The organism is Paenibacillus sp. J31R120, assembly GCF_056269225.1.
Genome location: NZ_JBWDNN010000009.1, coordinates 54,473 through 79,028, shown reverse-complemented (window position 1 = coordinate 79,028; position 24,556 = coordinate 54,473). Strand labels below are relative to the sequence as shown.

19 protein-coding genes are annotated in these 24,556 nt (G+C 48.7%); 18 read left to right on the top strand and 1 reads right to left on the bottom strand.

Annotated elements, in window-relative coordinates; all coding sequences use genetic code 11:
* The first annotated feature begins 140 nt into the window (after nucleotides 1–140).
* From AC0YNW_RS24610 to AC0YNW_RS24575, 8 genes are all read left to right on the top strand, one after another.
* Nucleotides 141–2,621, top strand: coding sequence for a hypothetical protein (locus tag AC0YNW_RS24610; protein ID WP_475834171.1), 2,481 nt, complete (start codon nucleotides 141–143; stop codon nucleotides 2,619–2,621).
* 70 nt (nucleotides 2,622–2,691) lie between these two features.
* Nucleotides 2,692–3,192, top strand: a complete 501-nt coding sequence (locus tag AC0YNW_RS24605; protein ID WP_475834170.1) for a hypothetical protein — start codon at nucleotides 2,692–2,694, stop codon at nucleotides 3,190–3,192.
* A 178-nt stretch (nucleotides 3,193–3,370) separates the two neighbouring features.
* Nucleotides 3,371–3,649 carry an alpha/beta-type small acid-soluble spore protein gene (locus AC0YNW_RS24600; protein WP_387478753.1) on the top strand — a complete coding sequence of 93 codons (279 nt, stop codon included), beginning with the start codon at nucleotides 3,371–3,373 and terminating at the stop codon, nucleotides 3,647–3,649.
* 160 nt (nucleotides 3,650–3,809) lie between these two features.
* The gene (gene metK / locus AC0YNW_RS24595; protein WP_387478756.1) at nucleotides 3,810–5,012 is read left to right on the top strand and encodes a methionine adenosyltransferase; all 1,203 of its coding nucleotides are present in this window, start codon (nucleotides 3,810–3,812) and stop codon (nucleotides 5,010–5,012) included.
* Nucleotides 5,013–5,206: 194 nt separating this feature from the next.
* A complete protein-coding gene (locus AC0YNW_RS24590) occupies nucleotides 5,207–9,649 on the top strand; it encodes an Ig-like domain-containing protein (protein ID WP_475834169.1) in 4,443 nt (1,480 codons plus the stop codon).
* 226 nt (nucleotides 9,650–9,875) lie between these two features.
* Nucleotides 9,876–12,581 (top strand): stalk domain-containing protein, encoded by a 2,706-nt coding sequence (locus tag AC0YNW_RS24585; RefSeq protein ID WP_475834168.1) that lies wholly within the window; start codon nucleotides 9,876–9,878, stop codon nucleotides 12,579–12,581.
* 73 nt (nucleotides 12,582–12,654) lie between these two features.
* Nucleotides 12,655–13,842 carry a sensor histidine kinase gene (locus AC0YNW_RS24580; RefSeq protein WP_387478762.1) on the top strand — a complete coding sequence of 396 codons (1,188 nt, stop codon included), beginning with the start codon at nucleotides 12,655–12,657 and terminating at the stop codon, nucleotides 13,840–13,842.
* Nucleotides 13,823–14,551 (top strand): response regulator, encoded by a 729-nt coding sequence (locus tag AC0YNW_RS24575; RefSeq protein WP_387478764.1) that lies wholly within the window; start codon nucleotides 13,823–13,825, stop codon nucleotides 14,549–14,551. Before AC0YNW_RS24580 ends, AC0YNW_RS24575 begins: the two co-directional genes overlap by 20 nt.
* Before the next feature lie 122 nt (nucleotides 14,552–14,673).
* Here the strand turns inward: AC0YNW_RS24575 and AC0YNW_RS24570 are convergent, their stop codons facing one another.
* The gene (locus AC0YNW_RS24570) at nucleotides 14,674–14,877 is read right to left on the bottom strand and encodes an LPXTG cell wall anchor domain-containing protein (RefSeq protein WP_475834258.1); all 204 of its coding nucleotides are present in this window, start codon (nucleotides 14,875–14,877) and stop codon (nucleotides 14,674–14,676) included.
* Between AC0YNW_RS24570 and AC0YNW_RS24565 the strand changes: the two genes are divergently transcribed.
* From AC0YNW_RS24565 to AC0YNW_RS24520, 10 genes are all read left to right on the top strand, one after another.
* Nucleotides 14,837–15,538, top strand: a complete 702-nt coding sequence (locus AC0YNW_RS24565; RefSeq protein WP_475834266.1) for a hypothetical protein — start codon at nucleotides 14,837–14,839, stop codon at nucleotides 15,536–15,538. The genes AC0YNW_RS24570 and AC0YNW_RS24565 overlap by 41 nt on opposite strands.
* A gap of 836 nt (nucleotides 15,539–16,374) precedes the next feature.
* Entirely contained in the window at nucleotides 16,375–16,839 is a 465-nt protein-coding gene (locus AC0YNW_RS24560) for a hypothetical protein (RefSeq protein ID WP_475834167.1), read from the top strand.
* Nucleotides 16,840–16,955: 116 nt separating this feature from the next.
* A complete protein-coding gene (locus AC0YNW_RS24555) occupies nucleotides 16,956–19,112 on the top strand; it encodes an ATP-dependent helicase ComFA (protein WP_475834166.1) in 2,157 nt (718 codons plus the stop codon).
* Nucleotides 19,113–19,174: 62 nt separating this feature from the next.
* Nucleotides 19,175–20,050 carry a ComF family protein gene (locus tag AC0YNW_RS24550; protein WP_475834165.1) on the top strand — a complete coding sequence of 292 codons (876 nt, stop codon included), beginning with the start codon at nucleotides 19,175–19,177 and terminating at the stop codon, nucleotides 20,048–20,050.
* A 125-nt stretch (nucleotides 20,051–20,175) separates the two neighbouring features.
* Nucleotides 20,176–20,592, top strand: coding sequence for a TIGR03826 family flagellar region protein (locus AC0YNW_RS24545; RefSeq protein WP_475834164.1), 417 nt, complete (start codon nucleotides 20,176–20,178; stop codon nucleotides 20,590–20,592).
* Between the two features lie 98 nt (nucleotides 20,593–20,690).
* Nucleotides 20,691–20,969 (top strand): flagellar biosynthesis anti-sigma factor FlgM, encoded by a 279-nt coding sequence (gene flgM, locus AC0YNW_RS24540; RefSeq protein WP_475834163.1) that lies wholly within the window; start codon nucleotides 20,691–20,693, stop codon nucleotides 20,967–20,969.
* An 18-nt stretch (nucleotides 20,970–20,987) separates the two neighbouring features.
* Entirely contained in the window at nucleotides 20,988–21,485 is a 498-nt protein-coding gene (locus AC0YNW_RS24535) for a flagellar protein FlgN (RefSeq protein WP_475834162.1), read from the top strand.
* Nucleotides 21,486–21,497: 12 nt separating this feature from the next.
* Nucleotides 21,498–23,033, top strand: a complete 1,536-nt coding sequence (flgK, locus tag AC0YNW_RS24530; protein WP_475834161.1) for a flagellar hook-associated protein FlgK — start codon at nucleotides 21,498–21,500, stop codon at nucleotides 23,031–23,033.
* Nucleotides 23,034–23,060: 27 nt separating this feature from the next.
* Nucleotides 23,061–23,978 carry a flagellar hook-associated protein FlgL gene (gene flgL / locus AC0YNW_RS24525; protein ID WP_475834160.1) on the top strand — a complete coding sequence of 306 codons (918 nt, stop codon included), beginning with the start codon at nucleotides 23,061–23,063 and terminating at the stop codon, nucleotides 23,976–23,978.
* Between the two features lie 4 nt (nucleotides 23,979–23,982).
* Nucleotides 23,983–24,552 carry a DUF6470 family protein gene (locus AC0YNW_RS24520; protein ID WP_475834159.1) on the top strand — a complete coding sequence of 190 codons (570 nt, stop codon included), beginning with the start codon at nucleotides 23,983–23,985 and terminating at the stop codon, nucleotides 24,550–24,552.
* The last annotated feature ends 4 nt before the right edge of the window (nucleotides 24,553–24,556 follow it).

The following is a 24,556-nucleotide window of genomic DNA, read 5'->3' as shown; positions in this document are numbered from 1 at the left end:
GACTTAACAACTACACGAAAGAACCCCTTGGCTTATGCCAAGGGGTTCTTTCTATTATTTTCAATAAATTACTCTTGTAAAACGCAACAAATTAAACGGCTTATGCGTCTAATTTAATACCAAGATTAGGAGGGGTCTCATTGAATCATTATTTTCAGAAGCGCAGTCGAGTCATACAGCTATGTCTAGTACTTAGTCTGCTGATTGGATATACGATTGCACCGAATAATCGCATTGAAGCAGCAGCTACTGCGACATCTAAGAAACCAACCACCACTATCGCCTCTAACGTGCAAGCAATCCTTTATGATGCACAGCTTGTAACACAAGAACAAGGAAAACTAGCATCTTTTACGATCGCGATCCAGAATGATTCTTCGAATAGTCTTCAATTGCTGGATTATTGGGCAAAAATTAAGTCCAAGTCCGGTAAAACGTATCCAACCAAATTAAAAGAAACGGACAAAACCAAAGTAACAGCACCATCTAAGGGGACCACGTATCTTACATATTATGCATCTGTGGATAACCAAACCAAGCTTGCTGATTTGAGCATTGATTTAATTAAATGGGATTTTTCAAGTGCTAATTATGAGAACAAATTAGGCACTTTAAACGCTTCGGGAACAGGTTCTACCGCTTCATATGGTGTTAGAGAAATGTTATTCGGCAATAATAAGCTAAAAGGTCAAGTGAAGCAGTATACGCTTTACAAGGATAGCCAGTACGGCTACTTGACCGTTGATTATTCACTTGAGAATTTATCCTTAAGTTCTGTGGACCTGACTCCTGTGAACTACTTTGCACAAATTGATGGCGGAAGCGTATTTGCATTCGACAAGAACACATCTAACATTACGCTTAAAGCTCGCGAAACCAAGATGATTACACTTTCCGTAGCCATACCATTGAAAAATCTTTCAAGCAAATTCTCATTAGTATTGTCTACGACGGAAGAGCAAAGTAAAACGAACTTGCCAATTGGTGTATTTGATCTACCGGCACTTAAGCCAACGGTTGCAGTTAAACCAAACGTAACAAAAGCGTTGTATCTGGGTGGCAATACACTTAACGTTACAGCAGGAGACAGCTTTGTTAGCTTAGCAGCTAATCACGAACAGCTTTCTACTCAATTTGTCTTGGAGAATACAAGTTCCACAAAATTGCCTTTACCTGCGTTGGAATTTTATCTGAAAACTAAAGAAGGTTACCTCTATCCATTAACCAGAGATTCAGACGCTGAAGTAGTACTTCTCCCTAAAATCAAACAATCGATTCAGCTTTCTGGACAAATTCCGAACAGCAGTATTCTGAAGACCAGTGAGATTGTTGTTTTCTATAAAAATGGTGGCGAAGAAAGCAAGAGCAGCTTCCTGAGCAATTTTGCCGTAGCTGTGAAAACAGCAACTGGAGAGCAAAGCAGTGCAGTTGCACAATACAATGGATATGAAGTAAGACAAGAATCGATCCAGCGTACGCCTAACGACCTAACGGATCTGGTCGTAGCAGAATTTACCTTCAAAAATACTACAACGCAAGCGAAATCGAAGCTTCAACTTGGCGGACATTTCATTGTAGACGGTGTTAAAATTGATCCAGCGAAATCTACAATTGTTGTTCTGGATGATGTAACGACTGTAGGACCAAATCAAAGCTATAAAGTAGTTGCTTACACAGAGGTGCCTTATACGCAGGTAATAAGTAAAATCGAATTTGTCATGAATGAGACAGATGCAGACAAGAAAAATGAAAAACAAATTCACATCTTCTCTGTTGATGCGCCTACTCAAGCTATAGAACTAGGCAGCAACGAAGCGTACAACATTACAAGTCTCGGAAAACGCGCTGAAGTAAGATTTGTAAAATCTGCTTTGTACAAAGGCACTAGTAGTGATTTCTTCTATGCTGAGGTTGAATATACCAATAAAGAGCGTAGAGCAATTAATCCGGCACAATTAGCTGGTTATATTCAGAATCAGAATGATTCGATTATCGATCTGACATTCAGTGAATACAAAGAAAAAGTGATGCCAAATGGCAAAGTAGTCATCTCAGCGTGGACGAAGGTGCCTAGAAACTTCGAGAAAGATAAGATTTCGTTCTATTTTGGCGAAGCTTTTAAACTGGCAGATGATAAAGGGACCGCTGTGGTGAAGCCAGTATTTACAGATTATGCAATTAAAGAAATTGCAGTACAAAAAGACTTGAAAAAGATTGGATTCATGAATAACTCGTTAGACATTCGTTATGTTGTAGCTACTATGCATGCATCGGATGGCTATGCGATTGATAGCGTAAAAGTTTCATTTGAATATGATCTTGTTGAATCGGAAGATGCTGATCGGGCATTTGCTGAAGAGCACAAGTTGATATTTGAATTTGTGGATAACGATTATAAAGATATCGTATTCACGAAAGAACTGGCTCTTGGCAAAGACAATAACAAAGACGAACTGGTTGTAGGTAAAAAGCTGCAAAAAGAGTTCGTATTCCAAAATCAACTGGTTACTCACAAAAACGAGTACGCAAAAGGCTTCACGATCAACATCTACGACTCGTTCCAAGGATTCAAAACATTGATCGCATCGCAAAACATGCAATGGGGTACAGTAAACGATTAAACTACCCAATCCCCCTGAAATCTAGTATCCTAGTACGTATAGGATACTAGACGGAGAGGAGACTGCTAGAGTGAAACAGAAGATGTTGAAAGTAATGGGAGCGGCTGTGTTAGTGACAGCAGGTGTCTGGGCCGGAATGGTTCTGGCGAAGCCGCTTGAAGCGAACTCAGCCGTTACACCGGGAACGATTGAAGATCCTGTTGTGACCAAGAGCTATGTAGACGAGCAGATTGCCAAGCTGAACGGTGGCGGCAATACAGGAAATAATAACGGTAACTCTGGGGAGACTGGCGCCAGCGTCAAGCTGGAGGTCGTAGAGGTGCCTGTAGGCAAAACACTGATGGCTTCAGCTGGTGCTGAAGTGGTCGTCCGCGTAGGCAAAGCGGTGGCCTATAGCTCCGATACGAATGGTATCTCGGATCTGACAGGCGGTGTGGATATCAAGAGCGGCAAGGACGTGCCGACGAATCACTTGATATGGTTCCCGCGTGATGGCCGTGGCATTCAAGGACACCCGAATGAGACGAATATTCTGACCGTTCTCGTAAAAGGTAATTATACAATCAAATAATAAAGGCAAGTTCTACAAGCTATCCCAATGATGTATTGGGGTAGCTTTTTTTTGGTCGTATATATTTATCCCTTACATGCTATAAATTTCTCCAAGTACCATTAAGTTATACGCTTGAAGCCAAGAGGATGGATGCACAATAGGGGTGTAATCCATTCCTCACGGAGGTGCATGTATAATGAGTCGTTCCAATAAAGTGGTTGTGCCCAACTGTAAAGCCGCACTTAACCAAATGAAATACGAAATTGCAGCAGAATTCGGTCTGATGACAGGCGGATATTCTTCTAATGGTGCCGATACTGAGTTTGCAGGTGAGCTAGGCTCCGTGTCCGGTCAAGGCGGAAGCGTACATTGGTCAGGGCTCTCTACTCGTCAAGCCGGTTCTGTAGGCGGAGAGATCACTCGTCGGCTTGTCGCGCAGGCTGAACAGGTGTTAAACGGGGGCTTCCAGTTATAATTGGCAAATGAGGCGTCCATTGACACCAAGCGACATTTTCGGTATCATAAATTTTTAGAAGAAGAGTTGTCTAACAACCTTTTCCTTCGTGGGAAAGGTTCGTTTTTTGTGTAGAACATTCGCACTTATTTAATACTAAGGTTGTAGGAGGTTGATATGGATGTCGGTTAAAGGACGCCACTTATTCACATCGGAATCAGTAACGGAGGGACACCCGGATAAGATTTGTGACCAAATCTCGGACGCCGTTCTTGATGCATTCCTGGAAGCAGACCCTAATGCGCGCGTAGCGTGCGAAGTTTCGGTAGCGACTGGCCTCGTGCTTGTTATTGGCGAAATCAGCAGCCGTGCGGATTATATTGATATTTCGGCGATCGCTCGCCGTACGATTAAGGAAATTGGCTATACACGCGCGAAATACGGCTTCGACTCCAGCACTTGTGCCGTTCTAACATCGTTGAACGAGCAATCCGCTGACATCGCTCAAGGCGTTAATGCTGCTCTTGAAACACGCGATGGCAAAGACATGAAGCAAGAGAATGAAGATATTGGCGCAGGCGACCAAGGTCTGATGTTCGGTTTCGCTACTAACGAGACACCTGAGCTGATGCCATTGCCAATCGCATTGTCGCACCGTATCGCTCGCCGCTTGTCCGAAGTGCGCAAGAACGAGACGCTTGCCTACCTCCGTCCGGACGGCAAAACGCAAGTAACGATTGAATACGTAGACGGCAAGCCAGTTCGTGTAGATACTATTGTCGTATCGACTCAACATGCGGAAGAAATAACGCTGGAGCAAATCCAAAGCGACATCATGGAGCATGTTATTAAACCGGTTGTTCCAGTTGAATGGCTGGACGAGCAAACCAAATACTTTATCAACCCTACAGGCCGTTTCGTTATCGGCGGTCCTCAAGGCGATGCCGGTCTTACAGGCCGTAAAATCATCGTTGATACTTACGGCGGCTACGCTCGTCATGGCGGCGGCGCATTCTCCGGCAAGGATCCTACAAAAGTCGACCGTTCCGCTGCTTACGCAGCTCGCTACGTTGCGAAAAACATCGTTGCGGCTGGTCTGGCTGACAAATGCGAAATCCAGCTTGCTTATGCAATTGGCGTAGCACAGCCGGTTTCCATCAATGTCGATACGTATGGTACAGGCAAAGTGTCTGAGGAGAAGCTGGTTGAGCTGATCACTAGCAACTTCGACCTTCGTCCTGCTGGCATTATCAAGATGCTGGACCTTCGTCGTCCAATCTACGCTCAAACTGCAGCTTACGGCCACTTCGGACGTACAGACGTGGATCTTCCTTGGGAGCGTGTAGACAAAGCCGAGCTGCTTAAAGCAGGAGCTGGCCTATAATCCCTTTTGGAAAATAATAGTGCGCATGCGCAACTTAAAAGTCGTTTTACCCGTCACTTGTACTGATGGGTGAAATGGCTTTTATTTTTGTTATGACTATAGGGCTATCGGCACAAAAAAGTGTGCGAACCTAACATTTTCATGCATTCAGACCGAAAAATAAGGTACGAGTGTATATTTGAGGAGTGAACATTATGTATCGTATGCGCAAGTTGTCCTTATTCTTATCTATTGCTATGCTACTTCAATTCGCATTGCCTGGCTGGTCGTCATCCGAGAACGTTTCGGCAGCGCCGGGAGGTCCTGTTGTTACAAGCTTCTTCCCCGGCAAAAATTTGGACAATGTGCCGCTGCGCACGAGCTTGCGTCTGACCTTCGACGAAAATGTCAAACTGGGCGCTTCATCAACAAGCATTTACATATACAAAACGGAAAACAATGCTCTAATTGAGAAGATCGGCGCTACAAGCGGCAGAGTATCGATATCCGGCAATCAAGCGACGATCACCCCGGCGCTTAGTTCGCTCGGAGGCAAGTTCGAACTGAACACTGAATATTATGTGTTGATCGACCAAGGTGCTTTTGTGAACGACTCCAATGGAGCGTCTTATTTGGGGATTCAGGATGCGACAACCTGGCGCTTCCGTACGGTGCTCGTGGAAGACAATACGAGACCGCAGTATACGTACCGGAGTCCGGAGGGCGATAATGCCTCCATTACAAGTCCAATTACGATGTCCTTCAGCAAGCCTGTTTATGCAGCAAGCGGAGACATTGTTCTGGAATCGACAGAGGATAATCGTTATATTCCAGTGACATCATCCAGCGTAACCGGAAGCGGAACGTCTTATATCACGATTACGCCGGACGGGGCACTTATGCCTAAGACAACTTATCGTGTGCGTATTTCTGGAAGCAACTTTCAGGATTCATCAGGCAATACTTTTGCCGGCATGACTTGGACATTCACAACGGGGTCAGCGCCTGTTAATTTGGCAAACAGCAATCCCTTTTCCCCTGCAAAGAACGCAACTCTTGTTCCAACTAGTGGCACTGAGCTGACAATTCGCTTTGACCAGCAGGTTCAAAGTAATTCTAACAAGTACATTGAGATCCGTAGAGTAAGCGACAACGTAGCTGTACAACGTATTCTTGCTACGTCGAGCGCTGTAAAAGTGGATTTTAACTCTGTGACGATTAAACCGAGTACCTTGGCACCGAACACGCCTTATTACGTGTGGATCGAGCCAGGCGCATTCTCCAGGCCGAATCCAAATGCGAGTCAGTGGTTCTATGGCATAAGCTCCGCTACGGTTTGGAATTTCACGACCGGATTTGGCAATGATACATCGCCTCCAAACGTGTCGACCTATTCGCCAACCAGAAGCGGCACATTGACGAATTTGAACGGCAAGCTGACGTTAACCTTTAACAAAGAAGTATACTTGAACAGCGGCGATATTGAGATCCGCCATGCCAATAGCGGTACGCTCTTCCGTTCCATTCCGATCACGTCTACACGTGTGAAAGGCGCAGGGACAAAAGAGCTGACGATTGACGCAACGAGCCATGTATCCTCCAGTGATGCGGCAAAGTCTTTTGTGAATAACACGAGATACTATGTCACGATTGGCAACCGTGCAATTAGAGACGGGGCGGGCAATTTCTTCACGGGTATCTCCAGTTCCAGCGGATGGTCCTTCATAGCGACACAGGATGACAAGAAGCCAAACATAGTCAGCCTTACACCAGCTAACAATTCGAATGTAGTAGAGGTCAACGATACGTTCAAAGCAACATTCGATAAGCCGATCATGGTATCAACGGATTCGATCAAACAAATTAAATTTATAACCAAGCTTGAGGAAGGCAACCGCACGATTGCAGCGTCCTACTATGTTGATCCTGAAGACAATAAAAGCATTATCATTATTCCTGGCAGATTCGCGTTGTCACTGGATACACGTTACTTTGTAAACATTGACGAGGGAGCCGTTACAGACTTGGCGGGCAATGATTTTGCGGGCATTCTGAATGAATACCAGTGGACCTTCTTGACGAGAGGCGCAGATACTACGCCTCCGTCTATCTCCAGAACGGAAGTTAGCGGATCGACGATTCGACTGATCTACAATGAGCCGTTGAAAGAAAGCTTAAAGCCGTCTGCGGCCAGCTTCTACGTTACCGTAGCGGGATTGCCGCGCAACGTAACGGGTGTGAAGATTGAAGGGAATATCGTATTTGTAACCTTGGCGAGCAGCGTGACTGCTAATCAAAAAGTGACGTTGTCTTACACGAAGCCAGGCAATCCGCAAATCCGTGATTTGTCGGACAATGCAGCAGATACTTTGAACAATGTGGATATCTCCAATGGCGCTTCAAATACGAGCCCTGTCATCTCTAGCGCTACGGCGTCGGGTACGACGGTTACGTTAAGATTCAGCGAAGAGCTGATGAAGCCGCATGCTTATGCGTACAGTCAATTCACGATTACGGTGGGCGGCGTCAATTATAGCGCCAATACATTAACGCAAAACGGCAATACCATTACACTGAACCTGTTCAGCTCGATTCCAAGCGGCCAACAGGTGCATATTTCTTATAGCCCGATCAGCTATCCGATTATCGGCGTATCCGGCAACCATGTCTCATCCTTCAGCAACTACTTGGCCAATTCGGGAAGCAGCGGCGGAGGCGGCACAGGAGGCACGACAGGCGCTCCGCAGATACAGAGCGTAGCGGCTTCAGGCAACATGGTATCGATCCGATACAATCGGGCGCTCAATACCACAACAACGCCAGGCACATTCCAGTTCAGCGTACAAGCTGATAGTCAATCCAAGTCCGTCACGAACGTCACGTTGTCCGGCGACTCTGTTATATTGACACTGAGCGCTACCATTTCGAATCCATCGACGATGAGAGTGTCCTATTACGGCAGCAGCAGCACTACGAAGGATATTTACGGCAATGCAGCGGCTTCATTCAATAGCTTGTCGATTACGAGCGGAACAGGCGGCGGCAATACAGGAAGCATCTCGATGATTGGAGCCATCCTGAAAGGCAATCAGCTGACGATTTCCTTCAGCGAGACGCTTGATCCGTCTTACGTACCGTCGAATACTTTCTTTGTGGTAAGAGTTAAAGATATGGTTCGGTTGGTGACAGGCGTCAAAGTGGAAGGAAGTACGGTCATTCTGACACTGGATAACGCAGCCAAAGTGGGCGAAAAAGCGGAAGTGACGTATTTAAGCAATTCCAACGGGCTCCGTTCCATATCGGGCAATACGGTTAATGTTTTCAATAACGCCAATGTTGCGAACCAGACAACGATTCTGGATAGCTTGACCGGCGATTACGAGGCTGCCGATGGCGGCGGTGTTAGAATCTTGCTGTCTGCTGCGACCACATCTAACGATACCTCACCAGCAGGTGTATCGGCGAACCGTTATACGCTGGTCAACGAGAAGTTTATAGCTGCTGTGACGACGTCCAGAGATGCTGGCATTACGAGTCCGCGTATCGTATTTAAAGTACCTGACCATGAAAAAGCTGCACTTGTTGCAGTACCGGTCATAGCACTTGAGATGGCGAATAGACAGGGCGGTAATGTGACCTTCGTTGTTCAGCTAGGGGACACGTTGTTCGAGCTTCCGCTGAAGACATTGAACTTTACAGAGTTGTCTAGAGCGCTGAACGGTAGTGGATCAACCAATCATCTTTTGATAGCCATTGATACAGGACGTTCATCAAAAACGCAAGCTCTGACAACAGCGATTAATAGTTCTGTTGCAACGGAGATTCTATCGGATCCGCTTTACTTTGAAGTAAATGTTGTAAACGGAACAAACAAACAGGAAGTTACTAATTTTAGCGGATATAACTTCAAAACAATGAAGATTACATCCGGTATGAATCCGGGCCAATCCATCATTGTATGGTTTGATCCTACTACAGGTACCCTGTCACATGTTCCAACTATATTCCAAAGAGTAAATGGAACCATGCAAGCTACCTTTAAGCAAAAAGGAAACGGCGCTTATGCGCTTGTGTCGAATACATGGGGATTCAGCGATATCTCATCTAATCATTGGGCGCAAAATTATGTGCGATTAATGAGCCAGAAGTTCATCGTAGAAGGACGCACCGCGTCCACCTATGAGCCGGACAAGCCGATTACACGCGGTGAATTCGCCACGTATATCGCCAAAGGACTGGGCTTGGCAGGCAATCGTACGGCTGCAGCCAAGTTCAAGGATGTGAATGCCGATACGGTCATGGGCGCTTACATTGGAGCAGCGGCTTCAGCAGGCATCGTAAATGGTACAAGCAGCACAGCCTTTAAACCGAATAACTTCATTACACGTCAGGAAATGGCGGCTATGATGATGCGTGCGGCGAAGGTAACCGGCATGAGCGTAAGCTTGCCTAGCTCGGCTGACTCGTATCTCCAGAAGTATACAGACCGCACCAAGGTGAGTGCCTATGCGAAGACCAATATGGCAGAAGCTGTCTACCTGGGCATTATCAATGGCAAAACGAATACAACGCTTAGCCCGACGACGAACGCTTCAAGGGCAGAAGGCGCGGTTATGATTATGCGTCTATTGGAGAAAGCGGAATTTCTGACACAGTAATTGGATTGAATAGGACCTTAGCTCGCGGGAACGCATCCCGGGCATAAGGTCCTATTTTTATGGGACAGGTCTTATTGGAAGAGTTGAATGCTGTTAAGAAAGGCATATATAGCTAATATCTATCGCTTGGTCAATAGTGATAGCAGTCTTTTATGGACGAAACTTTAAACCCATTCTTGTAGTCTATACTAAGTAGTTACATAGAGATGGGAGAGTTGCTAGAATTATGAGCAAGCGATCAGACAGCATTGGTCGGCAGAAGAGCAGAGTGAGTAGACGAGTCGTCATTATCGCAGTAAGCGGAGTCCTATTGGCACAACCTATTGCCGGATTGCTTCCGGGGAACGGAGCATCCTTTATCGTATCACAGGCGGAGGCGGCAAACGCAGCGCCTGTTTTGAAGCTTAAGCAGTCACAGATTATTACAGCGGGCGCTAAGCGTATGGATTATGTATGGCATACAACCAGAAGCAATAAGGCTGTCAAAACCGATGTGCATGTCATTGAAGTGGATCTCACGAATCCGCATGTAACATTAAATGCCATGAGCGGCAGGAATAATAGCGTCGGACAGCGAAACAATATTTTGAACATGACAAAAGAAAGCGGAGCGGTTGCCGGAATTAACGGTGATGTGTTCGTAATGGCGAATGAAGGAGCGCCTCTGGGCGCGCAAGTGACAAGCGGCTCTCTAATGGTCAGCCCATCGAAACTGAATGGCATGTACGCATTCGCTATGACGACAGACCGCAAGCCGATGATTGATGCATTTACCTTCAGCGGAACGGTTACGGCGGAGAACGGTCAGACGTTCGCGATTGAAGGCCTCAACCAATCGACTTATACGCCGGAGATTGCAGGCGTGACTTATAGTCATGTAGACAACCTGTTCATCTACACAAGCGCTTGGGGCGGAGCGGAGAGACCAAGAAATTCTGCAACAAAGCCGACTGAGGTTCTCGTTCGCAATGGTATCGTGGAGCAGATCAGCGAAAACGAACAGATTGCTGGCGCAGTTCCGGCAGACGGCTATATTTTGCGGGGACACGGCAAAGCTGCCGCTTTCATCAAAGCGAATATTCAAGTAGGTCAAGCCGTCACATCGGATTATACGCTTGTCTCACAGACGACGAAGCAGCCTGTCGATACTTCGACTCTGCAAATGCTAGTCGGCGGACATACGCTTCTCGTCGATAATGGAGCCGCTTCTTCATTCTCCAGAGATATTCAAGGTGTAAGCGGTTCATCCTTTACATCTCGTACCGGAATTGGCTACTCCAAGGACGGAACAAAGGTGTACATGATTACAAGCGAAAGATCCGGCAGCAATACCGGATTAAGCTTGAGAGAGCTTCAGCAGATCATGGTTCAGCTAGGCGTACATAAAGGCGTTAATATGGACGGAGGCGGCTCGACTACGATGACCGAACGTCCGCTTGGCACAACGAATTTGCAGCTGGCTCATCCGACGCAGGAGAGCTCGCAGCGATCCGTATCGAACGGAATCGGCGTCTTTACAACCGCTCCTCAAGGTTCGATAAGAGGCATGTCCGTCTATGGTTCCAATATTATGTTGCTCGGCCAGACAGCCAAATATGCGGTAAGCGCGTATGATACATACTACAATCCGATCACAGTGGATCCAACGACGCTGACATGGACTTCATCAGCTGCGGTTGGCAAGTTTGAGCAAAATGCATTTACGGCGAGCAAAATTGGCAAAACTACATTTACAGCCAAATCGGGCAATGTGGAAGCCAAATATGAGGTCGAGGTTATTGGCCAAGATCAAATTGCTTCGATGAAAATTAATACTTCTGCCGGCATGCTGTCGCCAGGCAGCTCGGTGAGCGTGCCCATTACGGTGAAGCTGAAAAACGGCAAAACGTACAACCTGACAGGAGATTCCTTGAAGTGGGAATTTGTTGGCTTCGAGGGAACGTATCAGAACGGTGCCATTACCGTTAACAGCGTTGACGGCAAATCGACTACAGGTTATGCGGTCGGCAGCTACGATGGATATGGAGCAATGATTCCGTTCGTTAAAGGAGAAGAAGCGGTTGTCGTCGAAGACTTTGAAGTGTCACGCTATGGGATCACTTCGCAAGTGACGCCTGCGGACACGACAAAAGGCGGCGTGAAGCTCATTAGCGACCTGCCGGACCAAACGAGCCGTGGCCTCCAAATATCGTATGACTTCTCGGCAGGAACAGGGACAAGGGCTTCCTACGCGGTATTCGGAACCAATGGCGTAACGCTAGCCGGTTCGCCAACCTCAATGACGATGGACGTATTCAGCGATAACAGCAAGAATTGGGTAAGGGCCGAAGTGGTTGACGCAAGCGGCAAGACCCATCTGCTGGACGTAGCCAAGGAACTGAATTGGGATGGCTGGAAAAACGTCAAAATCGACGTAGGTAGCGCAGGCATCGCATTCCCGGCCAAGCTGAAGCGCATTTATGTGGTGACCATTGATCAAAACAGCGATAAGAAGGCGCCTTCCGGTGCTATTGCGATTGATAATATCGTCCTTCGTACTGCGGCAACTGTGAAGGAACCGGCAAGATCGTCAATCGTCATGAATATAGGCAACACGAATGCATCTGTTAATGGCAAAGGTATTAAGCTGGAGGCGGCTCCGCTCATTCAGCAGGGCTCGACTTATGTGCCGTTGCGTTTTGTCTCGGAAGCGATGGGTGCCGAGGTGCTCTACGATGATAAGACACGGAAAGTAACCGTGCTGCGTGGAAGCCAAATGATCGAGATGACGATTGGTAAGAAGGATTATATGCTGAACGGCGTGCGGTATACGTCGGATGTAGCGCCATTTACGCGTAATGGCAGAACGCTGATTCCGGTCCGATTGTTCTCGGAGAAGCTGGGCTTCAAAGTCGGTTACGATGAGAAAGCCAAAAAAGTTACCATAGAATAGCTAGACGGAATACGGATAAAGTGTGGTATTATAAAGAGGAATATCCTTTTTCGATGGGGAGTGCCTAGCCGCAGTGGATCACCTTACGGTCGATATTAATAGAGTAATCTCGAATGCCATTCAAGTCATGGAGGATAGCAAATATCAAATCTATGAAATATGCGAATCGGCACGAACGGAGCTGGAAGCGCTGGAGTCTGAGCTTGAACAGGTGCTTCAGGAGACAGTCCGGACGATCGATAAGGTAGATCAGTTAGAACAGGAGTACCGGCGCGCGCGTATGCGTCTGACGGAAGTCAGCCGAGACTTCGTGCGGTATAAGGAAGAAGATATTAAGTCCGCTTACGAGAAGGCGACTCAGATCCAGCTGGACCTTATGGTTTATCGCGAGAAAGAAAATTATTTGAAATCTCGCAGGGATGATCTTCAGAAGCGGGTGCGCAATGTCGAGAAATCGATTGAGCGTGCGGAGATGATCGGCTCCCAGATCAATGTGGTACTGGAGTATTTGTCGGGGGATTTGAATCAGGTTACACGCATTATTGAATCAGCCAAGACCAGGCAGCTACTGGGATTGAAAATCATATTGGCGCAGGAGGAGGAGCGAAAGCGCATTGCGAGGGAGATTCATGACGGCCCTGCGCAGTCGCTTGCGAACATCGTCCTGCGTACCGAGATTGCGGAGCGCATGCTCATCAAGCAGCAGTTCGAGCTGGTGCAGGATGAGCTGGTGGATCTGAAGAGCCAGGTGCGTTCCGGACTTGAGGAAATTAGAAAGATCATATTTAACCTTCGTCCAATGGCGCTAGACGATCTTGGTCTGGTGCCTACGCTGCGTAAATTCGCCCAGGACTTCGAGGAGAAGGCCAGGGTTCATACCGTATTCGAGCTGACGGGGAAGGAAATCCGGCTGCCTTCCGCCATGGAGGCAGCCATCTACCGGATGGTGCAGGAAGCATTCTCTAATATACTGAAACATGCGAACGCTTCCCATGTATCTCTGGACATCTGCTACAGCCCGCAGCTTATTACGTTGACGATTCAGGATAACGGGAATGGCTTTCTGGTAGGCTTGGACGATCAGCCTACCAGCCGCAATTCCCATTTTGGCCTGGTTGGCATGAGGGAGCGCGTGGAATTGATCGAGGGAAGGATGGTAATAGACTCAAAACCTGGGCAGGGAACGAAGATTGTAATAGACATTCCAGCAACTTCCGAACATAGAAAGGAGAATGAGAATAATGAACCAGATATCGGCTAGCAGTTCCACTAAGATTAAGATTCTATTGGCTGATGACCATCAGCTTTTTCGTGAAGGATTAAAGCGCATTCTTAATATGGAAAACGATATAGAAGTAATAGGCGAATGCGGTGATGGCATTCAGGTATTGGAATTCTGCAATCATACCATTCCAGAAATCGTACTCATGGACATCAACATGCCGATTGAGACGGGAGTTGTCACCACAGAGCGTCTGAAGGGGATGTTCCCGGACGTTAAGGTTATTATTCTATCGATTCACGATGATGAAAGCTATGTTTTTGAGACGCTTCGCAAAGGTGCGACAGGCTATTTGTTGAAGGATATGGAGGCTGAGTCGCTCATTAACGCAATCCGCTCTGTACATCACGGACATTCCTACATTCATCCGAAGGTGACAGGCAAGCTCATTAACCAGCTACGCCGTATGACGTACCTGGATGAGATGGGCGTTGCTTCTGGCGCAGCAGCAGCGAAGGAGCCAGGCGTTAAATATATTGCAACTGAAGATAGCCCATTAACACGTCGTGAGGCGGAAGTACTTCGTTTGATGGCGGAGGGCAAGAGCAATAAGATGATCGGCGAGTATCTGTTCATTAGCGAGAAGACGGTTAAAAACCATGTTAGCAGCATTCTGCAGAAGATGGAAGTCGACGATCGCACGCAGGCCGTTATCAATTCCATTAAGTTTGGCTGGGTTACGCTTTAACGATAAATAGGTATGAATCCATTTAATCAATGGCAACAAAGCCCTTGAGGCAAGCATCGCTTGCTCCAAGGGCTTTGTTCGTTGTTGCTTATATGGATGGCATTACTTCGCTAATACCATCCTCAAGATTCGTTATTGCGCCGTCTCTTCCGAAGAGTGGCTAAGCCAGTTACGAGAATAAAGGAACCTAACAAATAGTATGGAACAGGACTATTTTCTCCAGTCTTAGGCAACTTGTCGATCGGAACGGATTGTTCCGGATTATTCTCATCGGTAGATTGATCGATGATTTCTTCACCCCCATCCGTGCCTCCGCCAATTGGCACTTCCTCTTCTTCAACCGTTATGATAGTTGGCGTAGGAGTAGGAGCGGTCGACTCCACCGGAGTAGGCGTAGGTGATTCGCTTGGCGTAGCAGACGGCGTCTCCAATGGCGGTGTCGCAGTTGGCGTACTCGTAGGTGTGGATGTCGGTGTGCTTGTAGGCGTCCAAGTCGGCGTGCTCGTAGGTGTCGGAGTAGGTGTATTCGTAGGTGTTGAAGTAGGCGTGCTCGTAGGTGTCGGAGTAGGTGTATTCGTAGGTGTCGGAGTAGGTGTATTCGTAGGTGTCGGAGTAGGCGTATTCGTAGGTGTAGGAGTCGGTGTCTCCGTAGGCGTAGGAGTTGGCGTGCTCGTAGGTGTAGGAGTTGGTGTCTCCGTAGGCGTAGGAGTCGGTGTGCTCGTCGGTGTAGGAGTTGGTGTCTCCGTAGGCGTAGGAGTCGGTGTGCTCGTCGGTGTAGGAGTTGGTGTCTCCGTAGGCGTAGGAGTCGGTGTGCTCGTCGGTGTAGGAGTTGGTGTCTCCGTAGGCGTAGGAGTTGGTGTGCTCGTAGGTGTCGGAGTCGGTGTCTCCGTAGGTGTAGGAGTTGGTGTCTCCGTAGGCGTAGGAGTTGGCGTGCTCGTAGGTGTCGGAGTCGGTTCTGGACAACTTCCTGCGTTGTATAATAGATGATACCTTAAAGTCAAATGGTCATGCCCGTATCCCGGGTTCAAAGTGAATTGAGTGGGTCCTGCATAAAGATCCAATTGGCTTAAACCACATTGAGGTAATGAAATGTCGAGCGAATAATTGCCGGCGTTATTCAACTGGACACTATTGCTGGAAAAATGCTTCTGATTTTCGTAAGGCGTAGGCGAGCCTTCGTACGTATACGCAGAGAATGTCACTTCTACGCAGTCTTTATTCGTTTTAAAGGTGGCCGTTGCAGTGCCGTCTCCATTTATTTTGATAAACGGAACGCCTGGCTCCTGCTGGTCAATCGCCCCAAAATGCTTAGAGTAGCTGGTACATACAGCAGCGGTCGCATCTTCTAATACATCTTCCGGCAGTGATTGCGCATTCAAGCTCTCTATAGAAGCTTCCTGCTCATTCGCCCGTCCTTCTGCAAATACAATGGAGCCGAGTGTTAAGGAAGACATCATTAGCAAAGCTAAAGCAATAGATAGAGGCCTCTTCATTTTCTTCATCCGTTCACTCTCCTTTTATCTATATGATCATTGGGCCCGGTTCGGGCTATAAGGACTTTTCCACTCCCCCTTCATAATGCAGGCCATCATATCAACGATATGAATATACGTGTACAAAAATGATAGCATATTATGGTAATTGAGCAAGAGTGTATTTTTGGTGAGAAGGCTCGTATTTTTGTCGAATGGTGTACGTTTCCTCAAATTGTGCTCCACTTGTCCCTGAAAGCCGTAACCGATGGGCGGTTAGCGGCATATAGTGTGGCAAGGGTATGCTGACGAAATGGTTTTGCATGGCAAAACGATTAGGAGGTGCCGACAGTGGAGCTTATCCTTCTCATCATCGGTTGTTATGCTGTTGCGGCGTTGTTCGTGCATCTGGCTTTTTGGATCGGACAGAGGCGGTCCCGGACGGAGAAGCATTTTGTGCTCATTGCGGGGCAGGCCGGGAAAAATATGGAATGGTATTTAAGAATGCTGTATGCCTTCTCCCGTTGGCTGGGCAGGGATATCCGCCTCACGGTGGTAGATGCCGGCGCATCGGAGGAGACGATGGCTATTGTAGAGCGATGGAAGCGAAGGGGCGAGCAGGTGCACATTCATGCAGTTGCAGTAAAAGAACAGGAGCAAGAAGGCATTGCAAGTGGTAAGCGCTCGCAGCCAGCCGGAAGCACTGCGGTGCATCTCATGTGGATGCTGCAGGCTGAAGGCATTGTGTCGGAGTCAGATCACGCAGTGCTTGTCGATTTGCAAAACCCGGCCGACTTGTCGAAGATGCCGTTTTGACTTATAATTCCATTATAGAGATGAATGAAGAGTGAAGCACACTTGAGACGCCTTACGGGCGTTATCGGGTGTGCTTTTTTTGTTGATTTCAATCGGAGATTGGAGGAGAGTCGGGCATGAAGGCGTGGGTGTATATCGTACATAAAGGCACTGGATGGGAAGCAAAAATGACGTTGGAGCCGCAAGTGGATTACTGGTATTGGTTCGAAGGAGGGGGCTGCCAAGAGCGGGCAGATGCAGGATGGTTTTGGAGCGAGCCTTTGCCGTTAGGCTGGGCATGCCGGGTTGCTGAGGGTTGGGATTACCGGCCGGGTGTGAGGGGTAGCCGAAAGTATGTCTTAAGTAAGGAGTTGTCGGGGAGTGGTGCAGGTTCGAAGGAAGCGCTGGCCTACTTGGCTCAAATGATACAACGTGTGCATAAAGAATACCTTTCGGCGGAAAGGGGGGTAAAAGGCATTGGGCAGCGGGTCGGCGAGAAGGTTAAAGATTCGCCGGATCGGATGGGGTGGCTGGAGCGAGCGGAGTATTGGCCGCGAGACGGCCGAGGTAAGCTGAAAGGTAGCGCAGCGGAGAGAGGCATGGAGCAGGTGACGGCGTCGGCGAGCATAGCCGCCGGGCTGCTGCAGGGACGTGCGCTGCTTAGCGGAGAAGCGCGCGCCCTGCTTGAGGGCGCTAGCGCGCCGGTGGCAGGAGCCAGCTGGAGCGAAGCGGTGCAGCTGGCGGCTTTGCTCGGGCGCGTGCGCCTTAGCGGAGCGGTCGCCGCCACTAGTGGGCGGGCTGACGCCCGGGGGCGCAGCCGCTGCCTGCGCTGCGGCAGCGGCGAGGAGCAGTTGCGTTGCACGAGCTGTGCGTCGTGCGGCAGAGTCTGTGCGTATTGCGAGGCATGCCTGACGATGGGAAGGAGCCGGGAATGCGAGTTGCTGGTGATGGGCAGGTATGAAGCGTCTGAGAGGGGGAAACGGGCCAGGGAGGGCTCTGTGGGTCCGGAGCTGCCTGTGAAGGAGCGACTGGGAAAGTGGGGGCTTAGTCCTGCGCAACGTGCAGCTGCTGCGGATGCTTTGCGTTTTGTTGAATCGCAGCCGTTGTACAACAAGGGAAGCAGTCACCGCCATGGAGCCCGCTCAACGAGTAGCCTGGCTGCGGGAAAGGGATCTTGGCGTCAGAAAGCCGCAGAGTGGCAGAGACGCCATCCCCTGTTGCACGAATGGCCGAAGACTCTCTTGTCCTGGGTCACCCCGCCGACAGAGGAACGAACGGATATCCGCAACTTTTTGTTGTGGGCGGTTACGGGGGCCGGGAAGACGGAAATGATCTTCCCGCTTGTCGATTCTGTAATAAGCCGGGGAGGCAGGGCGCTGATCGCTTCTCCGCGACGGGATGTTGTTTTGGAGTTAGATCCGCGCATTAGGCGCGCATTCCCTGATGCGCAAGTGGTGACGTTGTATGGCGGAAGCGAGCAGAGGTGGGAGCGGGGCGAGATTACGTTATCGACGACCCATCAGCTGTTCCGTTTTCAGGAGGCTTTCGATCTCGTCATTCTTGATGAGTTAGATGCTTTTCCCTATCACGGTGATCCCATGCTTAAGTATGCGGCGGACAAGAGCTGTTTACCGGGCGCTCCGCGCCTGCTCCTATCCGCTACTCCGCCTCGTGACCTTCAGCGGGCAGCCCGGAGCGGCAAGCTGGCGCATGCCCGCGTTCCTGTTCGCTATCACAGGCATCCTTTGCCTGTTCCCAGCCTTGTGGGCGCGCCGACTGTCAAGGGCATGCTCGAGGAAAGCAAGCTTCCTCTGGCCTTGACAAAGGCGCTGAGGGGCTCCCTTGGCCGGGGCGCCCAAATCTTCGTGTTCGTGCAGCGAATTGCGCAGGCGGAGCCTCTGGCAGCCCTACTGCGCCGCAAGCTGCAATGTCCGCATGTCGATGCCACATCTTCGCAGGATCCGGATCGGGCTGCCAAAGTCATGAACTTCCGTAAGGGCGATATTCGCCTGCTAGTTACGACCACGATTCTGGAGAGAGGGGTGACGATTCCGAGAAGCGACGTCTACATTTTGGATGCGGACGGGAAATTGTTCGATGAAGCTTCCCTTGTACAGATGGCGGGCCGGGCTGGGCGATCTGCCGATGATCCGGGCGGCAAGGTATATTTTTTCGCGCCGGAGCGCAATCAATCTCAGCTTCAAGCAGTGCGACATATCCGATCGATGAACAAGATAGCAAAGGAGCGGGGGTACCTGCTGCCTGTATATACGGGAAAGGGAGTGCGCGCATGAGCGGCTTGGGACAAAGGTTGGGGCGTCTCAAATCGATTCTTCGGACCGCAGGAGAGCGGCCGATGGAATGGCTGTCTCCGGGTGTAACCGGCTGTATGCTATGCGGGAAAACCGTGCTGCCCCAACAAGGGGACTCCTATCCTGAGCGGGGTATGGCCTCGTACCGTCAACTTCGACAGGCCTTATGTGTAGGCTGCTTTGTGTCCATCCCTTGGCTGGACCGGATTCAATGCGAGATATGCGGCAGAGGAGTAAGCTGCGGGGATTGCTTACGGCGGACGGAACGTCATTTTGTATGCAATCGCAGTGCGGTCGGTTATAGCTCCGTTATGGGCGAATGGCTTGCTATGTACAAGTATCGGGGACATGAGCGCCTTGCTCCCTTGCTTGCGGAGATGCTGGTGCCGGTCTTCATTCGGCTTACGGAGGAGACAGAGGTCTCCAGTTGTCTAAGAGGTCAGGTTGGGCAAAGGGAGGGGCGGGGTAGAGGGCTTCAACGGTTCAAGCAATGGGTACACCGTGTATGGAATCCATATGCGGACTTATCCCGAAGTTGGGATGCGATCACGTATGTGCCGATCAGCGGGGAGCGGGCGCAGGAGCGGGGATTTAATCAGGCTCAGCAGATGGCGCTCCATTTGGCGGACAAGTTCGAGATTCCGATTTATGATTTGCTGAGACGCGACCGGCATACCGAGAAGATGAGCTTTAAGACAAGAGCGGAGCGGCAGCGTGATTCTCATTCTCTTTTTACAGGGAATGATGCACAAATCAGAAAACTAGAGAGTCGGACACCTTCTAATATGGTAGCCTATCGAATTCTTCTCATTGATGACATTTATACAACAGGCAGCACTGCCGAAGCCTGCGCCGCAGCGCTGATTCATTGCGCCTCTCGACCGGTTCAGATGTACACGCTGACGTGGGCGAGATCGTAATCGGTGATCTTTTATGACAAAATAGCGAATCTCTCCTTTATGTAACTATAAAATTAATGAAAAGCGTGCTGAAATCCGTTAATATAGATAGAAATGCAGAAGTGAAGATGAGGAGGGCCTGAGCGATGAATTTGGATAATTGTCCTCGTTGCGGAAAGCTGTTTGCCAAAAATTTCAGAGATGTGTGTCCGGTATGCATACGCGATATAGATAAGGAGTATCAGCTTTGCGCCGACTACTTAAGAGAGTTTAAAGGTGCGATCATTAGCGAGCTGTCGGATCAGACAGGCGTATCGATCAAGCAAATTACTAAGTTTATTCGCGAGGGCCGGATCTCGATGGTCAATGCTCCGAACATGTCCTATCCTTGTGAGTCTTGCGGAACCTTGATCCGGGAGAATCATCTGTGCGATAGCTGCCGGTCGAGGCTGGTGAAGGATGCGCGCCGAATGACGCAGAACGAAGGCAACCATACGGAGACGGACAAGCTGAAGTCAACAGATGTTGCTTACCGCGGTCTTAATCAGTATAAGGATAGATAAATCAACGATACTATTAAATAATACTTGACTAGAGCCGATAACACTTGTATAAGGTCATCGGCTTTTTTAGTTCCTGTATATTGAATGAGGTGGAGAATTTGAAAATAAACGAAACCAACCGAATCGGCGGCACGAACCCGTATCAGAAGCAGTCGGAGTTCCGGACGGACGCAGCCAAGAAAGCCCGTCAGAAGGATGAGGTCCAAATCTCGGCCGCAGCCAAAGAGATGCTCTCGACGAGCAAGCTCAGCAATGCTGAACGCGCTGAACGCATTAACGAGCTTAAGCAATCCGTCGCTTCCGGCACGTATCATGTTGAAGCGGGCAAGATTGCGGAGAAGCTTCTGCCTTATCTCAACAATAATCGGCCAGAATAAGGGCGGGGGAATAACCGAATGTCGATCTCGAAGATAACGGAAATATTGGAGCAGCAATTGAACTTGTACGGACGGTTGTTGGAATGTGAAGAGAGCAAGACAGATTTGATTATGGAGAATGAAATTGTTCAATTGAACGTGGTTACCCAAAAGGAAAAGCTGCTAACTGCCCAAGCGGATGAACTCGAGACGACCCGGTTATTGACGACGGCGAGATACTTTAAGGATATCGGCTTCCGGATGCGCTCCGGCGTATTGTCCGATCTGATCAAGTCGGTCAATAATCCCGAGGAGAAGCTGCAGCTTACACGGTTATATGAAGAGCTAACAGATATTTTGAGACGACTGAAGCAAGTGAATGAGTCAAATCAGCAGCTCATTCAGCAGTCGCTTGACTTCATTAATTTTTCAATCGGGTTAATGATTGAGGACCCTAATGAAGATGTCGTGTACCAGCATCCCATGAATCAGATGGGGGCTAATAAACGGAATACATGGTTCGACTCAAAGGCATAGGGAGATGAGAGCATGAGGTCTACGTTCCACTCGCTGGAGACGGCGAAGCGCAGCATTTTCACGCAACAAGCGGCGATCAATACGGTTGGTCACAATATATCGAATGCCAATACTGAGGGCTACTCCAGACAAGTGGTAAACATGGTGAACGCCCGTCCAATCGAAGCCTATGGCATGAATCGATCCAATGCTCCGGGGCAATTGGGAACAGGCGTAGAGTTTACGTCGATCACCCGCATTCGGAATGCATTTCTGGATACCCAGTATCGGGAGCAGAACTTTGGGGTAGGAAGCTTATCGATTCAGACGGATACGCTGAGTAAATTAGAGGGGTATGTGAATGAACCTTCCGATACGGGCATTCGTGCGGTACTCGAGAAGTTCTGGAATTCCTGGTCCGATCTTAGTAAAGATCCAGAGAATGTTACTGGTCGTGAGATTCTGCAAGAGAACGCCATGGCTTTGGTGGAGACATTCAATGGCCTAAGCCGTCAGTTGTCCAACTTAAACTCAGACTTGTCCTCGAGTATCGAGGTTAAAGTGACAGAAGCGAATTCGCTGCTTCAGACGATCGCTTCCTTGAATACAGAGATCAGAAGAATTGAGATGACTGGCGATGATGCCAACGATCTTCGTGATCAGCGTGATTTAATGACGGATAAGCTCTCCCGTATCGCCAATATTACCGTCACAGAAACCGATCAGGGCTACAATATCAATCTTGGCAACGTGAATTTACTGCAAGGCGATGCTATCACACCGCTGACAGCCGCTGATGCGGAAACAGCTTACGCGACAGGCTCGCTAGTTGGCGGTGAGATTCACGGCATGATTGTATCTCGCGATACTTTCGTGGCTGGGTTCCAGCAACAATTGGATACCCTTGCCAATACCCTTGCGAACGGCGAATTTGAAGTTACGATTCCTGCAGGCTGGGTGAAGCCGGGTACAACAACGCCTACTACGGCGCCAGAAGTGGTAACGGTGAAAGGCATTAACGGCTTGCATAAGCTGGGCTATACGTTGGCTGACCCTGCAACCACGGGCGAAGATTTCTTTACTTTTAAAGCTGGCGCTAATGGGATTACAGCTGCAAGCATTGAGCTTAATCCTTCCATTGCTGCTGATGCGAATAAAATCGCGACTTCGCTCCGCACAACCACGGATGGCGGCGGTGTAACCTCCGTCGTAAGGGGTAACAACGGACTGGCGCTACTTATGTCTGAGCTCAAGAATGTGAAGTTTGGGTTTGACGAAACAGCTCAAGGTGGCGGCATCACGCAAGCGACGGTAGGCGATTTCTACGGTGCGGTAGTTGGCGCGCTTGGCGTACAGAGCCAAGAAGCAAGCCGCCTATACAAGAATACTCAAACTCAATTGGATCAAATTCAGGGCAACCGTCTGTCTGTAAGCGGGGTTTCCCTCGATGAAGAGATGGCTGACTTGATCAAATATCAGTATGCATACAGCGCTTCAGCCCGCTTTATGACCACGTTCGATCAGATGCTGGAGAAGCTTATTAACGGAACGGGTATGGTAGGTCGATAATTCATAGGAATAGGGAGGTAGATTAATATGTCATTGCGTGTAACGCAAGGAATGATGCACCTGCAGCTGACGAGAAACCTGAACCGTAATATGACGCAAATGGAGCAGCTTCAGATGCAAGCGACGACGGGTCGCAAAATCAACAAGGCATCTGACGATCCAGTAGGCATTACCTATTCATTAAGATACCGCACCGAGTTGTCTGCTTCTGAACAGTATCAGAAAAACGTCGACTCCGCGTTGTCGTGGCTGGATTTCAACGATACGGTTCTCGGGCAAGCCGGCGATGTTTTGCTCAGAGTGAAGGATCTGATTACACAAGGCTCAAATGGCACGAACCCGGATCTGGCGCTTGATAATTTCAAAAGTGAAGTCGAGCAGTTGAAAAAACAATTAACCGATATTGCGAACAGCAAGATTAACGGGAAATATATATTTAATGGCGAGCAATTTGACAAACCTCCATATGATACGCTAGACCCTGCGATGGTTGCTAGGGAAGTAGCCGGTGATACCGGCAAAATAAAATATACGGTTGGTGTAAGCACACAGCTTGATATTAATTTTACGTCCAGTCAAGTGTTTGGTGATGCCGATCCAACGGGTGCGGGCGATAATGTATTTTCGGTATTGGACCGCATCGTCTCGGCTTTCGAAGCCGGCAATCATGATGCTGTCGCGGCTGAAATTTCTAGTCTGGACAACAGTATGGACCGCATGTTGAATATCAGAGCGGAGATAGGTGCGCGAGTGAACCGCGTGGAGCTTATTCAAAACCGCTTGTCTGATCTCGGTATTAACTTAACGGATATGAAGTCCAGGGTTGAGGATGTTGATTACGAGAAACTATTAATCGATACAAAAATTAATGAAAATATATACCAAGCATCCCTATCTGTTGGTGCCAAAGTGATAAGCAAATCTTTGGTCGATTTCTTAAGGTAACCAGATGAGGCTACCGCAAATTCAAATTGAACAAATACCGGCCCGTCTGGATATTACCTCTACTCAAGGGCGATTTGATATTCGACAAAAGGCAGCAACGATGAATGTTCGAACAACGCCTGGTGTCTTGGATGTACAGTCGGAGCCGCCGGTAGTTATCGTAGACATGTCAAAAACATGGGATGCCCTTACAGGCGGTAAACCAATGAGCTTTATCAACCGAATTTACGATCAATTTGGTCAATTCGTTCTGCAAGCGATTGAGAATACGGTTAGCACGTATAACCAAATTGGCGATTTGACGTTGGAAGAAGACCCGATTCCCGAACTTGCGATTCAGAGCGTGTTCAGACAACCTCCGAAGGTGCAGATCTTTGGTGAAGCATCGATAGCGAATATATCATTCGAAGCGCATGTTTCACCGCCGAAGATTAATTACACGCCCGGCAAGGTCGATATTGATACTGTTCCGAACAAGCCTCAAGTCGAGTTTCAACGTGGCGGAGTTCAGATTCAAATGGCGCAATATCCAGCGGTTCATATTACACCGCCACAAATTGATATTTTCCGATAGGGAC